This is a genomic window from Cryobacterium sp. TMT3-29-2, from assembly GCF_004564305.1.
In the GTDB taxonomy this organism is placed as follows: Bacteria; Actinomycetota; Actinomycetes; order Actinomycetales; family Microbacteriaceae; genus Cryobacterium; species Cryobacterium sinapicolor.
This window is the reverse complement of sequence record NZ_SOGK01000005.1, coordinates 1-13,137: the sequence shown is the minus strand read 5'-3', so window position 1 is coordinate 13,137 and position 13,137 is coordinate 1. Positions and strand designations below refer to the sequence as shown.

The 13,137-nt window shown below is 66.7% G+C and carries 14 protein-coding genes; 7 read left to right on the top strand and 7 right to left on the bottom strand.

Annotated features, from left to right (window positions below; genetic code table 11):
• Positions 1-669 (bottom strand): hypothetical protein (locus E3O67_RS17100; RefSeq protein ID WP_194092283.1); only part of this gene is annotated, 669 nt, incomplete at its 3' end.
• 218 nt (positions 670-887) lie between these two features.
• On the opposite strand from E3O67_RS17100, the gene E3O67_RS00370 reads away from it, so the two are divergent.
• Entirely contained in the window at positions 888-1,709 is an 822-nt protein-coding gene (locus tag E3O67_RS00370) for an alpha/beta fold hydrolase (protein WP_135101359.1), read from the top strand.
• A gap of 12 nt (positions 1,710-1,721) precedes the next feature.
• Positions 1,722-3,161 carry a glycosyltransferase family 2 protein gene (locus E3O67_RS00365; protein ID WP_135101357.1) on the top strand — a complete coding sequence of 480 codons (1,440 nt, stop codon included), beginning with the start codon at positions 1,722-1,724 and terminating at the stop codon, positions 3,159-3,161.
• Positions 3,162-3,401: 240 nt separating this feature from the next.
• On the opposite strand, the gene ctlX is transcribed toward E3O67_RS00365, so the two are convergent.
• Positions 3,402-4,352: a citrulline utilization hydrolase CtlX gene (ctlX, locus tag E3O67_RS00355; protein WP_198417180.1), complete on the bottom strand. Its 951-nt coding sequence runs from the start codon at positions 4,350-4,352 to the stop codon at positions 3,402-3,404.
• Positions 4,353-4,357: 5 nt separating this feature from the next.
• On the bottom strand, positions 4,358-5,389 hold the full coding sequence (locus E3O67_RS00350) for an ornithine cyclodeaminase (RefSeq protein ID WP_134430048.1): 1,032 nt from the start codon (positions 5,387-5,389) through the stop codon (positions 4,358-4,360).
• A 125-nt stretch (positions 5,390-5,514) separates the two neighbouring features.
• Here E3O67_RS00350 and E3O67_RS00345 point away from each other — a divergent pair, with 125 nt between their 5' ends.
• Entirely contained in the window at positions 5,515-5,868 is a 354-nt protein-coding gene (locus E3O67_RS00345; RefSeq protein WP_135101355.1) for an Lrp/AsnC family transcriptional regulator, read from the top strand.
• Positions 5,869-5,895: 27 nt separating this feature from the next.
• Complete coding sequence (gene cls, locus E3O67_RS00340) at positions 5,896-7,365, top strand: cardiolipin synthase (protein ID WP_135101354.1); 1,470 nt, start codon at positions 5,896-5,898, stop codon at positions 7,363-7,365.
• Between the two features lie 19 nt (positions 7,366-7,384).
• Here cls and E3O67_RS00335 read toward each other — a convergent pair whose 3' ends face one another.
• On the bottom strand, positions 7,385-8,626 hold the full coding sequence (locus E3O67_RS00335; RefSeq protein WP_135101352.1) for an alkaline phosphatase PhoX: 1,242 nt from the start codon (positions 8,624-8,626) through the stop codon (positions 7,385-7,387).
• 332 nt (positions 8,627-8,958) lie between these two features.
• Here E3O67_RS00335 and E3O67_RS00330 point away from each other — a divergent pair, with 332 nt between their 5' ends.
• On the top strand, positions 8,959-9,210 hold the full coding sequence (locus E3O67_RS00330) for a hypothetical protein (RefSeq protein ID WP_135101350.1): 252 nt from the start codon (positions 8,959-8,961) through the stop codon (positions 9,208-9,210).
• A 165-nt stretch (positions 9,211-9,375) separates the two neighbouring features.
• On the opposite strand, the gene E3O67_RS00325 is transcribed toward E3O67_RS00330, so the two are convergent.
• Positions 9,376-9,702 (bottom strand): antibiotic biosynthesis monooxygenase, encoded by a 327-nt coding sequence (locus tag E3O67_RS00325; RefSeq protein WP_134430035.1) that lies wholly within the window; start codon positions 9,700-9,702, stop codon positions 9,376-9,378.
• A 116-nt stretch (positions 9,703-9,818) separates the two neighbouring features.
• On the opposite strand from E3O67_RS00325, the gene E3O67_RS00320 reads away from it, so the two are divergent.
• Entirely contained in the window at positions 9,819-10,451 is a 633-nt protein-coding gene (locus E3O67_RS00320) for a histidine phosphatase family protein (RefSeq protein ID WP_134430032.1), read from the top strand.
• On the opposite strand, the gene E3O67_RS00315 is transcribed toward E3O67_RS00320, so the two are convergent.
• Positions 10,408-10,782, bottom strand: a complete 375-nt coding sequence (locus E3O67_RS00315) for an MmcQ/YjbR family DNA-binding protein (protein ID WP_135101348.1) — start codon at positions 10,780-10,782, stop codon at positions 10,408-10,410. The two genes, E3O67_RS00320 and E3O67_RS00315, sit on opposite strands and share 44 nt — an antisense overlap.
• Before the next feature lie 154 nt (positions 10,783-10,936).
• Here E3O67_RS00315 and E3O67_RS00310 point away from each other — a divergent pair, with 154 nt between their 5' ends.
• Positions 10,937-12,508 (top strand): cellulose binding domain-containing protein, encoded by a 1,572-nt coding sequence (locus E3O67_RS00310; RefSeq protein ID WP_167726387.1) that lies wholly within the window; start codon positions 10,937-10,939, stop codon positions 12,506-12,508.
• A 107-nt stretch (positions 12,509-12,615) separates the two neighbouring features.
• On the opposite strand, the gene E3O67_RS00305 is transcribed toward E3O67_RS00310, so the two are convergent.
• The gene (locus tag E3O67_RS00305) at positions 12,616-13,098 is read right to left on the bottom strand and encodes a hypothetical protein (protein WP_135101344.1); all 483 of its coding nucleotides are present in this window, start codon (positions 13,096-13,098) and stop codon (positions 12,616-12,618) included.
• Positions 13,099-13,137 lie beyond the last annotated feature (39 nt).

The following is a 13,137-nucleotide window of genomic DNA, read 5'->3' as shown; positions in this document are numbered from 1 at the left end:
CGCGGCATCGGCCGCCGCCTGGGCCTCCGCGGCAGCCTGGACTGCAGCGGCAGCGGCAGCGGCAGCGGCAGCGGCAGCGGCAGCGGCAGCGGCAGCGGCAGCAGCCTGCTCCGCGGCGATGCGGTCGGCCTCGGCGGTCGACGCCTTCACCACCTCGGCTTCGGCGTTGACTTGCTCCACGAGATCGAAGACCCGCTCGGGGGTCAAACGCCTGTATTCGCTGAGCGAAGCGACGGTGCTCGAGAGCCCCGTCGCATCCGTCTTCCCCTGGGCCGCCATGATGACACCGTTGGCGCCGGCCAGGGTGGTCCGAGCGCTCGCGGAGGCATGGGCCGGGACCACTCCGGCCAGGCTGCCTGCCTGCTCGGGGTGTGGGCCGGTGGCTCTCGCCAGCACAGCGGTGACGGCGAGGCGCTCTTTTTCTTCGGCCGCGGCGGATTGCGAGGCGGATTGGGCGGAGAACCCGCTCACCACGACGGCGCCGACGGCGATGACGGAGCCGGCCACGAAAAGGCGGCTGCGGCCGCGCCGACGACGCGTTTCCTGATGGCGGGTGTAACCGATGTCGGTGCCGAGCGCGGTTGCCGCACCGCTGGGCGTGGTTTGTGAATCAGAGTGTGAACTGGAAAAGACGTCGGACAGAGGAGAGGACGAGTTTAAGTTGGTCATACCTTCACAGGGCGAATCGCTCGTGCGGCTGCGCTCACGATTCTTGTTCGACGTTCCACGGTCGGGGTCCCGACCGGGCGAAGTTGCCAGAATGCCCCTGCATTCTGGATAAATCCTCATTTATGGCTGGCAAAGTGCTGGCAACAAACTGTGGCGGGATTGTCCAAATCACGATCTCGTGGATCTGATTCCCGGTGTTCGTGGTGCAATGGTCCGTGATGTCACAACGCACCGCACCCCCGCACCGTTTCGTCTATTCGACCGACGGGGTCAACCTGGCCACCTACGAATTCGGAGATTCGAGCGCTCCGACCGTGCTCGCGGTGCACGGCTTCGCCTCCAGCGCCGTCGCCAACTGGCACGTCACCGGCTGGACGCGCGATCTCATCCGCGCCGGCTTCCACGTGATCGCCATCGACCAGCGTGGGCACGGGCTCAGCGACAAGCCCAGCTCCCCCGCCGTCTACACGATGGAGGCACTCGTCGACGACGTGCTGCAGGTGCTCGACGCCTACCTGCTCGACGAGGTCTGCTACGCGGGCTACTCCCTCGGCGCCCGCGTGGGCTGGCAGGCCGCCCGCGAATTGGAGGGCCGCATCTCGCGGGCGGTGCTCGGCGGTATCCCCGACGGCGACCCTCTCAAACGCTTCAAGGTCACGGATGCCCGCGCTCACCTCGAGCACGGCACCGAGGTCGACGACCGCCTCACCGGCGCCTACCTGACCATGGCCCGCGCGCTCCCCGGCAACGATCTCAAGGCCCTCGTGGCCCTCGTCGAGGGCATGCGCGGCGGTCCCCAGCCCGGTGCCGAGAACGCGCCGGCACAGCCCGTGCTCTTCGCCACCGGGAGTAAGGACAGCATCCTCGAGGCCTCGAAGACACTCGCCGCGGCCACTCCGTACGGGGGATTCTTCGAGATCCCCGGGCGCAATCACTTCAACGCGCCGACGTCCCGCGCTTTCCGGGAGGCGGCGATCGAATTCTTTCGCGGCGGGAGCGGGAGCGGCAACGGCACGACGGCCGAGGTGCCACTGCTCTGATAATGTGCGCTCGTGGGTGCAAAAACATTCGATCGCGGCGTCGGAGTCGTCATAGCGCTTCTCGCTGGGGGCGCAGCCGCCCTCCTGTTGTTCGTCGTTGCGGTCGGAGAACCGGCTGCCGGAGACACGCCGTCGCAGGGACTCCTCCTCGGCCTCTGGAGCGTGCTCTACGACTTGGCCGCGCCGACACCGCGAATTATTCTCGGTGCCGTCGCTCTGGCCTTCCTTTTCGCCGCAGGAATTACACTGCTCGAACGAAGAACGTCGAGTAAGGCCCGTCGGTCCTTGAACCCGCGCACGACTCCCCTCTCGGCCGGAATCGTGATGGCGAAAACGCGCGGTGTCTTTGCCGGCCCGGTGACCGTGACCGTGCTGGTGCCGGCGTACAACGAAGAGGCATCGATCTCTGCGACCCTGACATCGCTGCTCGCCCAATCTCACCGCCCGGAACGCGTCGTGGTCGTGGCCGATAACTGTACCGATGGAACCGTGGACATCGCCCGGTCCCTGGGGGTGGAGGTCTTCGAGTCTCACGAAAACAGGTTCAAGAAAGCCGGGGCGCTCAATCAGATCTTGAAGATACTGCTCCCCGGCCAGGGCGACAACGACCTCGTCATGGTGCTGGATGCCGACACAACCCTCGACGACGGGTTCCTGGCCGCCGCCGTCCACAGATTCACCAGCGATCGAGCGCTGATGGCAGTCGGCGGGTTGTTCTACGGCGAGGAAGGTGCCGGAGTGTTGGGCCAGTTCCAGCGCAATGAGTACATTCGCTACTCCCGTGACATCCGGCGGCGCCGGGGCCACGTGTTCGTACTCACCGGCACCGCTTCACTGTTCCGACCAGTCGCCTTGCGCACGGTGGCAGACAGCCGCGGCGACACGATCCCGGGCACCAGCGGGGACGTCTATGACACGGCTGCTCTCACGGAAGACAACGAGCTCACCATCGCCCTGAAATCGCTCGGCGCCCTCATCATCTCTCCCTCGGAATGCACGGTCGTCACCGAGGTAATGCCGACTCTGCGCGCTCTGTGGGTGCAACGTCTGCGTTGGCAGCGGGGTGCGCTGGAGAACATCGGCGCCTACGGCGTCTCACCGTCGACCTTTCGCTACTGGGCCCAGCAGCTGGGCCTGGGCTACAGCGTCATCGCGCTCAGCGCGTTCCTGTTGCTCGTGCTCGTCACGCTCCTGGCAATCGATTCCTGGGTCTGGTTTCCGTTCTGGTTGGGCCTCGGCATCGTTTTCATCGCTGAACGTGTCGTGTCGGTCTGGACAGGCGGGACACGGGCACGCCTGCTGGCGTTTTCGCTCATCCCCGAACTGCTCTTCGATGTCTTCCTCGACCTCGTCTACGTCAAGGGGATCGTCGACATCACCCTGGGCCGGCAGGCTCAATGGGGCGACATAATCCGCTCCTCGCCCAACGACGATCTGCAGAGAGCGGCCTGATCCATCATGAACCACCTGGTTCCGACCGGACTTCTCCTGCCTTCCTCGGTGCTGCAGTCGGACGAATTCGCCATCCTTGCGGCATTCGTCGCGATCAATACGGTCATGTTCGCCGCACTCGCGGTCGCGAAGATCCTCCCGAAGGTGCATCCGATGGATTGGCTAGTCGGGCGTAACCGCCGAGCTGAAACTCGGAGCATCCATCCGGACGGACGCATCTCGCGTCCCACGACTGCTCTCTCAGGCGGCCACAGCAGCGGGACTAGCGAGCACGGCCCGGCGGTCGAGGTGGACCCCGGCGAGCATGCAGCGCACTGAGCCACCGGCAAGCTCGATCGTGGGCACGTCGAGCGGCAGGATCGTGCAGCTCTGCTCGATGACCCGGCGCTGCTGGGCAGACAGGCTGGCGAGGGCGCGACGCGAGAGCGCAAGCACCCGTCCGTTCCGGCCGTGCAGTTCGATGGCGTTGCCGGCATAGTTGCGGATCTGGTCGCGGTCCAGGTCCAGAACCTGTCGATCCTGTGTAGCCAGGCGCTCCACGACGTGGCGGCGCCGGGCGGCCGACTCGATCAGGTCCAACCCGACCAAGGCGAAGTCCGTGGCGATGCACATCATGACGTTGGTGTGGTAGATCGGGGTGCCGTTCTCGTCTGAGGCGTCGAAGACGATGGGCTCGTAGCCGAAGTTGGTGCAGAACCGTTCCAGCGCGATCGGGTCGGCGCGCCTCGACCGTGCCACATAGGCGATGCGCGCCGCATGGTCGAGCACCATCGCGCCGGTTCCCTCGAGGAAGACGTCGTCGAGTTCGAGCCCGGAGTAGTCGACGACGTCCTGCACGCGGTAGCGCTGCTTGAGCATCTCGACGATGTCGCCGCGGCGCTCGGTGCGCCGGTTCGGTGCGTGCATCGGATAGAGCGCCACGTGGCCCCCGGCGTGGGTGGAGATCCAGTTGTTGGGGAACACGCTGTCGGGCCGGCCCGGTCCGTCGTCGTCGAACAGGTGCACCGCTATGCCGTGCGCCTCCAGGGCGCCGGCCACCGCAGTGACCTCGGCGTAGGCGGCCTCGGCCACCAGGGCGGCGTCGTGCCCGGCATCGCGCGACTGGAACGCGTTGTCGTGGGCCGTCTCCGGGTTCGGCGAGAAGAAGTGCGGCCGGATGAGCACCACGGCCGACGGGGCCTGCACGGTCACCAGGGTCAGACGAGAACGGGCGCGCCCGCGGTGACCAGACCGAAGAGGTCCTTCGGGTCATCGGGGTCGGCGACGAGGTCGATGTCGGTGTAGAACGAGGTCTGGTCGACGGCGTCCTGCAGGAAGCGGAGCGCCGAGAAGTCCTCGATGGCGAAGCCCACGGAGTCGAAGACCGTGATCTGCTCGGCCGAGGTGCGGCCGGTCGCCTCGCCCACGAGCACCTGCCAGATCTCGGTGACCGGGAATTCGGGGTGCATCTGCTGGATTTCACCTTCGATCCGGGTCTGCGCGGTGAATTCCACGAAGACGTCGGCGCGGTGCAGGATGCCCATGTCGAGTTCGGTCTTGCCGGGGCAATCGCCGCCGATGGCGTTGATGTGCACGCCGGGGGCGACCATGGCGTCGGTCAGCACGGTGGCATTCGCCTTGTCAGCGGTGCAGGTGGTGATGATGTCGGCGCCGGTGACGACATCCGTCGCCCCGGTGGCCACGACGATCTCGAAACCGAGTGGGGCCAGGTTGCGCACGAACTTGGCGATGGCGTCCGGATCGGTGTCCCAGACGCGCAGCCGGTTGATGCCGAGGAGCCCGCGGAAGGCAAGCGCCTGGAACTCGGACTGGGTTCCCGTGCCGATCATGGCCATGGTGTGGGCGTCGGGGCGGGCCAGCGCCCGGGCGACCATGGCCGAGGTCGCGGCGGTGCGGAAGGCCGTGAGCACGGTCATCTCGGACCAGAACGTGGGGTAGCCGCTCTGAACGTCGGCGAGCACGCCGAACGCGGTCACGGTCTGCAGGCCTCGCGACGGGTTCGACGGATGTCCGTTGACGTACTTGAAGCCGTAGGTGACGCCGTCGCTCGTGGGCATGAGCTCGATCACACCGAGCGGTGAGTGGCTGGCCACCCGCGGCGCCTTGTCGAAGGTGGGCCAGCGGCGGAAGTCCCGTTCGAGGTACTCGACCATGTCGGTAAGGATGCGTTCGACACCCGTCTCGGCGGCCCAGCGATTGATGTTTCCTACGTCTACAAAGCGCACCACGTGCGTCTCCCCTCGATCAGATCTTCAACCCTAGGCATGGGCGATGTGCAGCCGCTATTCGTTTATCGCCGCAATCTGCGCAAAGGTTCGCGCATAATGCTCACCTCGCATTCACACTGTGAGTAATGTATCCCCTCGATGAACTCGACCGCCGCCTACTGTCCGCCCTCCGCGTGAACGGCCGCGAGCCGGTGGCCAGCCTCACCCACGACCTCGGAGTCACGCGGTCCACGATCACCAGCCGGCTCAAGCGGCTGATCGATTCGGGCACCGTCGTGGGCTTCTGCGTGCGGATCCGGGAGGACCGCGACCCGAACTCCATTCGGGCGATCACCCTGATCGAGGTGGAGGGACGAGACGAGCCTGCTGCTCAGCTCGGTGTCGAGCGAGGAACTTCCGGGAACCCGAGGGCTGTCCCAGAACTGAGGATTCCCGCACCTCACCGCCTCACCCGCGCTACATTCATGCCAGCTTCTTGACGACGCGGCATGGGGAGAGTGCAGACAATGGACCCACAAGAGACAACCATCCTGGTCGGGTGGGGCCTGGTGCTGATCGACCTGGTCATCCGGATCACGGCGCTGATCATCATCCCCCGCGATCGCAAGCCGACGGCCGCCATGGCCTGGCTGTTGGCCATCTTCTTCATCCCCTTCGTGGGGATCTTCTTCTTCCTGCTGCTGGGCAGCCCGAAGCTGCCCCGGGCCCGTCGGGAGAAGCAGAGGGAGATCAACCGGATGATCTCCGAAGCAGCCACGGACACGGACCTGGTCTCCGACCGGAACTCCTGGCCGCCGTGGTTCGCCTCGGTGGTCGAGCTCAACCGCCACCTGGGCGCGGTTCCCATCGCGGGCGGCAACAACGCGACCCTGATCGGGGACTACAACGCCTCCATCGAGGCGATGGCCGCCGATATCCACACGGCAACGGAGTTCGTGCACGTGGAGTTCTACATCGTCTCGTTCGACAACACCACGAAGCACTTCTTCGCGGCCATGGAAGCGGCCGTGAAGCGGGGGGTGCGGGTGCGGGTCCTGCTCGACCACATCGCATCCATTCGCACCGTCGGCCACAAGGAGACATTCGCCGAACTCGACCGGATCGGCGCAAAGTGGAGCTTCATGTTGCCCGTGCAGCCGTTCACGGGCAAGTATCAGCGCCCCGATCTGCGCAACCATCGCAAGATCGTCGTCGTCGACGGCCGGGTGGCGTACATGGGGTCGCAGAACCTGATCGACCGCAGCTACCGCGCGGAGAAGAACGTCAGGCGCGGGCTGGCCTGGCAGGAGCTGGTGACCCGGGTGACCGGGCCGGCGGTCAGCGGGATCAACGCGATCTTCCTCTCGGACTGGTACAGCGAAACCGACGAAATCCTGAACGAACGAGTGCCTGCCGACGAGGTCCGGCGGGACAGGTCGACGGATGCGCTGGACTGCCAGGTCGTGCCCAGCGGCCCGGGCTTCGAGGGTGAGAACAACCTGCGGCTCTTCCTCGCGCTGCTGTACTCCGCGCAGGAGCGCATCATCATCACCAGCCCGTACTTCGTGCCGGACGAGGCGATGATGTACGCCATCACATCGGGGCGCCAGCGGGGTCTCGACGTGCAGCTCTTCGTGTCCGAGATCGGCGACCAGGCGTCGGTGTACCACGCCCAGCGCTCGTACTACGGGGCACTTCTGCAGGCGGGAGTGCGGATCTGGCTCTATCCGGCACCGTACATCCTGCACGCCAAGCACTTCTCAATCGACGAGGACGTGGCCGTGATCGGGTCCAGCAATATGGACATCCGCTCATTCGTCCTCAACTACGAGGTCTCCCTGATGGTGCGCGGACGCACGTTCGTCGACCGAATGCGGGAAGTGGAGGCAGGCTACCGGGAGGTCAGCCGAGAGTTGACGCTGGCGGATTGGAACAAGGAGCCCCGCAGCAAGACCGCCCTCGACGGTCTTGCCCGGCTGACCTCGGCCCTGCAGTAGCCTGCCTCCGAGGGTCGAACTAGTCGCGGGTGATCTTCCAGATACCGTCGGCGAGGTCCTTGTCGGGGTGCTGCACCGATGCGAACAGCTCCTTCGGGTTCTTGCCGAAGTAGATCCCGGTGGTCTCGGCGCCCTCGTCCGTCAGGGACGCGAAGAGCTCGACGTTGTCCGAGGCTCCGTCGTGGTCCCGGTCCTTACCGGCCCGGAAGATGTCGCTGAAACTGTTGTCCTCCGTGATCCAGAGGGCGCCGTCGGGGCCCTCTGCGAGGTTGTCCGGGTTGTTGAACCCGCTGACCCCGGCGGCCTTGTCTTCGATCGGCACGTTGACACCCGCCTCGACGAAGCTGCTGACGGTGAGCTTCGAGAGGTCGATCGCGACCACCCTCTCCTCCGAGGTATTGGCCACGTAGAGGGTCTGGCCGATGATCTCGACGTCTTCCGGGCGACCGAACTCAGTGGCGCTGACGTTGTTGGCCGCGACATCCGCGTCAACCCGCACCTGTGCCTGGTCGAGGGCCACCCATTCGAAGGCGCCCACCTTCTCGGTGAAGGTGGCCGGGTTCCACTTCTGCGCGGCATCCGTCAGCCCGGTGATCCTCAGGGCGTGCAGCCGGCCCGCGGAGAGGTCGCCGCGAACGGTCGGCACGAACTTGAAGATCGAGCCGCCGTTGAGTTCGTCGATGACGATGACGGAGCCGTCGGACGCGACGTCGATTCCCTCGTGGCGGAGTGCTCCGAGCTCGGTGCGTTCCTCGATGCGCTCCACCGAGGTCGGGTCGTTCTTCGCTAAGAACAATTCGAAGACCTTGCCGCCGGCTGTCTCCTCCGTGACCAGCAGGCTGCCCCACGGGGTCCAGCGGATGCCGTCAAGACGGTTCCAGTCCGGGCGCTGCGCGATGACGCTGACCGCGCCGGTCTTCAGGTCGGTCACGGAGACGGCACCGTTCGAGCCGACCTCGTAGGTGTTGTAGAGGTAGCGGCCGGCCTGGACGCCGGTCTCGTTCTGGGTGTTCATGTCGTGCAGGTCGTCGACACCGGGATAGACGTCGAGCACGGTCTCGTCGTGCACGAGGGTCTGGGTGAAGCCCTCGGGGACCACGTACGGCTGGGTCCAGTCGGTGCTGCCCTGCTCGTAGGCGGAACCGGCGAGAGGCACGAAATCGAACGGGCCCGTCGCGGCCAGCGCGGCGGGGGCGATGCCGACGACTGCGGTGGCCGTGGCGGTGGCGGTGAGGGCAAAGACAGCGATCTTCTTGCGCAAGGCGATACTCCTTCATGAGGTTGGGAGACAACGACAACGACCCTAGGAGGCGGAATCGACGCGCGGAGGTCGACCGGTTTCCGGGCGATGTCGGCCCGGTGAACACCCGGTGCCCCCGGCACGGCGCGTAACAGAAGCCAGGCCTCGTCGGCCGCTCGGCATTCTGGAGCGCATGAGGCTGACAGCACTGGCCACCCTGACCCTGGTGGGAGCGCTGGCACTGGGCGGATGCGCCACCGGCGTTCCCGAGACCGACACCACCCCCTCCGCGTCCACCTCCCCCACCGCTCCGGCCGCTCCCGGCCGCTCCGGCCGACGGGACCTGTGCCGGCGTGAGCGTCATCGTCGACTTCGGAGCGCTCGACGCCCCCGAGATCACGGACTGCGTCGACACCGGCGCCGATTCCGGCACCGCGGAAACGATCGCGGCGAGCACGGTCCTGGAGACCGCCGGCGTGACCACCGAGGGCACCGCGGAGTGGGAGTACGCCCAGGAGGGCTTCGGCACCGTCGAGCTGGAGCCGGGCCAGTCCGTCGGACTCGTCTTCACGACCGGCGCCGAGACGCCCACCCCCGGACGCTAGTGCTGCGCTTCCGGTCTGCCCCTCTGCGCGCGGCGGTCCGGTCGCACGGCGTCGGAGTGCAGGGCGTCGTTCGCACGGGGTTGGCTCATCGGCCCAGCTCAACCGGCAGGTCTCGGCGCATTCGAAGTGTTACGCACCGGGCCTGCGGGAGGCGTTCGGTCGTGCTCAGGCCTGCGAGCCGCCCGCGATCTCGTAGGACCACAGTTCGCTGCTGAGGCCCACCGGCCGGGCCGGCGCGTCACCCTCGGTGGGGGCGTCGCCACGGTGACCCTGGGCGAAGGAGGGTGAGGTCAGCCACGCCTGGAACGACTCCTCGTCGGCCCAGCGGGTGACGACCAGCCAGGTGCTGCGGTCATCCGTCGGCTTGAGCAGTTCGAAACCCTCGAAACCCGGTCGGCCGTCGACCGCACCGGCGCGGGCGGCGAACCGGCGGGCCAGCTCGTCGCCGTTGTCGCCGGGCACGGTGATGGCGTTGATTTTGATGATCGTCATGGGGTTTCTCCATATCGTGGATGCGCTGTCTGCTTCCTCCATGCTGTCACCCTCGGCTGGGAGGACCTGGCCCTCTGCGGGCTCTCACCGGCCCCGATGCCTATGCTGGGGGGACCATGCGACTCTTCCTGATCCGTCACGGCCAGACGCCCGCCAATGTGCTCGGCCAGCTCGACACCGCTCACCCGGGTCCCGGCCTGACCGAGCTCGGATCCCGGCAGGCCTCAGTGATTCCGGATGCCCTGCGCCGCGAGTCCATCGACGCCATTTACGCGTCGACGCTCGTGCGCACCCAGCTCACGGCCGAGCCGCTGGCGGTCGACCGGGGATTGGACGTGCAGGTGGCCACCGGGCTGCACGAGATCGAAGCAGGGGCACTCGAGGGCCGCAGCGACCGGGCATCCGTTCACTCCTACTTTGAGACCGTTCTGGCCTGGGGCACCGGCGACCTCACGGCCAGAATGCCCGAAGGCCTCGACGGGAACAGCTTCTTCACCCGGTTCGACGCCGATATCGCTTCTGCCGCTGCCGGCGCCGACACGGCGGCCGTGTTCAGCCACGGTGCTGCGATCCGCGTGTGGACCGCGGCCCGCGCCGTCAATGTATCGCCCATGTTCGCTGGCACGACCGACCTCGAGAACACGGGGATGGTGGAGTTGTCCGGTTCCCCCGGCGGAGGCTGGACCCTCGTGTCCTGGGCCGGCCTCAGCGTGGGTTCACCGGGTGGACCCCAGCTTCTCGCGCTCTAGGCGTCTTCGGTCGCACCAGGGCATGGCTGTCCCGCAGCAGTTGCTCGACCAGGGCATCGTCGAGGTGCTCGTCCAGCATGATCGTGATCCAGTGCTTCTTGTTGAGGTGGTAGCCCGGTGTGATCTGCTGCGGGAACTCCTCCCGCAGGGCACGGCTTTCGTCCGGGTCGCACTTGAGCGAGACCGTGAAAGGTTCGCCGGCGAGGGCGCTGAGGGCGAAGATCTTGCCGTTGCCGCTGGTCTTGAACACGCTCGTCTCCTCGCCGAAGGGGAACGTCTCGATCGCTTGCGGGAGACTCAGGCAGAAGTCGGCGAGGGCATCCGGTGTCATGCCTTCAGACCCTACTTCGTCGTTGGTGAAAACGGTGTCGCAGCCCCTAACCGGGGATCCGTCACGGCCGATAGTACTCACCACAGCTCAGCTTCCGCTGACGTCTGACTGCCCGGCCGCTCAACGGCATTCACAAAACACGCGAGGACACCGAGTGAAAAATTCCACCTCCCGGCGGCTGCGACCCCGGACGATCGCGTTCGGCGCTTCTGTTCTCCTCATCCTCGGCCTGGGGGCGGTCAGCTCCCTGCCCGCAACGGCGGCAACGGCCGGCGTCGACGTCACGTGGAAGAACACGAACGTCTGGACGACCGGTTTCCAGTCGGAGGTCGGGGTTCGCAACTCGTCCACAACTGCCCTGAAGCCGTGGCAGATCTCCTTCAGCTACGGCAACAGGGTGAACACCCTGTGGAACGGGATTCTGCAGCCGGCCACCGGCGGGTTCTCCGTGAAGGCGCCGAGCTGGGCTCCCGCACTCGCCCCCGGAGCAGCAACCTCATTCGGCCTGACCTCATTCAAGGTGGGCACCTCGCCGCTGTTCCCCACCGCCTGCACGGTGATCGGCCTTCCGGCCGGGGCCGCGTCGATTCCGTGTTCCGTGACTGGCGCGGGGTCGACGACTCCGGCCCCCACACCGACACCGACACCGACACCGACACCGACGGCCACTCCCACTCCCACTCCCACTCCCACTCCCACTCCCACTCCCACTCCCACTCCCACTCCGACTGCGACGGCCACGCCGACTCCGACCGCGACCCCCACACCCACACCCACACCCACACCCACACCCACACCCACACCGGCAGGCAGCCTCCTTGTCGCCCCCTATGTGGACATGGGTCTGTGGCCGAGTGCTGACCTCTCCGCATTCGCCGCGGCGACCGGAGTCACGGCCGTCACCGGTGCGTTCATCGTGGCCGACCGCGCCAGCAACTGCAGCCCGACCTGGGCCGGTTACACCGCGTACACAGTGGGTGGAACCCAGGACTTCGCCGGGTCCATCTCGACGTTCCAGAACGGCGGCGGGAAGTTCATCGTCTCGTTCGGCGGGGCCGTCAACAACGAGCTCGCCCGGGTCTGCACCGACCCCGCAGCCCTGCTCGCCGCCTACACGAAGGTCGTCAACCGCTACAACGTGGACCGGATCGACTTCGACATCGAGGGTTCCGACGTCTCCGACCCGTCCGCCAACGCGCGTCGCGTGGTCGCGATCGTCGCACTCCAGAAGCAGCGCGCCGCAGCGGGCCGCCCCCTGCAGGTATCCCTGACTCTCCCCGTGATGCCCTACGGCCTGGTCCCGAGCGGCCAGCGCACGCTCACGGAGTTCGCTGCCGGCGGGGTGACGCTCTCGGCCGTCAACGTGATGGCCATGGACTACGGCGACGGCACGGTCGACATGGGCACGGCGGCGATCTCCGCGGCAACCTCGACTGCGAAGCAGATGGCGGCGATCCCGGCCTACGCCGGCCTGACCAATGCCCAACGTCTGTCCATGATCGGCATCACGCCGATGATCGGGCTGAATGACACGGGAGAGGTCTTCTCGCTCACCGACGCGACCAAGGTCGGCACCTTCGCCAAGGCGAACGCACTGAACTACCTCGGCTGGTGGGAAATGACCCGGGACCAGCCGTGCACCGGCGGAATCCCCGCGTACATGTGCTCCGGGGTGAGCAACCCGCAGTGGTCGTTCTCCCGGGCGTTCGTGGCGGCCACCATCTAGCCGCAACGGCGGTGCGGCACCCAGTCGATCAGCGTTCCAGGATGATCCGGGCCGGGAGCTCTGAGGTTCACCCTCGACCGACTGATCGCGGAGACCGTCGGCAGCCCTCAGGAGAACAGCGGAGCAGGGGGCCCGGCCTTCGACGGACCCTCTGATCCGCTGATCCGCGGGGCCACCGTGATCGCCGCGCGTTCCGTGAACGTCGGATGCAACGGGTCACCGCCGTCAACGACTCCGGAGGCCCAGGAGAGCCTCAGCCCCTCGGGGGTGTCGGCGAGAGTCGCCAGACAGTTGTCGAACCAGGGACCGGTGACGCCCGACCAGCGGAACGGTGGCGGAGCAACCCCCGCCGACCGGGACAGCAGCGCGCTCAGACGCGTGGACACCCCGTAGGAGAGCACGGCGGAGAAGGAGCGCAGCAGGATGGGCAGCGGGTTGCGGATCGGTGAACAGACCGCCTGGATGATGCGGCTCCCGGAGGTCCTCTCCACCTCGGACACGTAGGAGTAATGCACGTCACCCGGGACTGCCCCCGGTTTGGTTGACTCCTGACCTGTGGAGATTCGTCTTCGCTGGAAAGATGTCATCATGCCCAAGCCCTACCCGCCCGAGTTCCGCCGCGATGTTGT